The sequence below is a fragment of the Deinococcus pimensis DSM 21231 genome, from assembly GCF_000519345.1.
Lineage (GTDB): Bacteria > Deinococcota > Deinococci > Deinococcales > Deinococcaceae > Deinococcus_A > Deinococcus_A pimensis.
In genome coordinates, this window is the sequence record NZ_KI912645.1 from 13,170 (window position 1) to 13,466 (window position 297).

The 297-nt window shown below is 76.8% G+C and carries 1 protein-coding gene; it reads left to right on the top strand.

The features are described 5' to 3' along the window. Positions 1-19 precede the first annotated feature (19 nt). Positions 20-297, top strand: a 278-nt coding sequence (locus tag DEIPI_RS30770; RefSeq protein WP_045234236.1) for a lycopene cyclase family protein, incomplete at its 3' end; no start/stop codon positions are given.

The following is a 297-nucleotide window of genomic DNA, read 5'->3' on the forward strand; positions in this document are numbered from 1 at the left end:
GCGAGAGGCGTGGGAGGCGGTGTGGCCCGCGGGCGCGCGGGACGTGCACGCGATGCACCTGTTCGGCGTGGAGGCCCTGATGGCCCTGCCGGGCGAGGCCCTGGAGGCGTTCTTCGCGGCGTTCTTCACGCTGCCGCCGCAGGCATGGCAGGCGTACCTGTCGCGCACGGCGGGCCTGCCGGAGGTGGTGCGGCTCATGCTGACGCTCTTCGCGCGCGCGCCGGGCGGAGTCAGGCTGCCGTTCGCCCGCGCGGGTCTGCGCGACGCGGGCCTGGTGCTGCGGGCCCTGCGGCACGC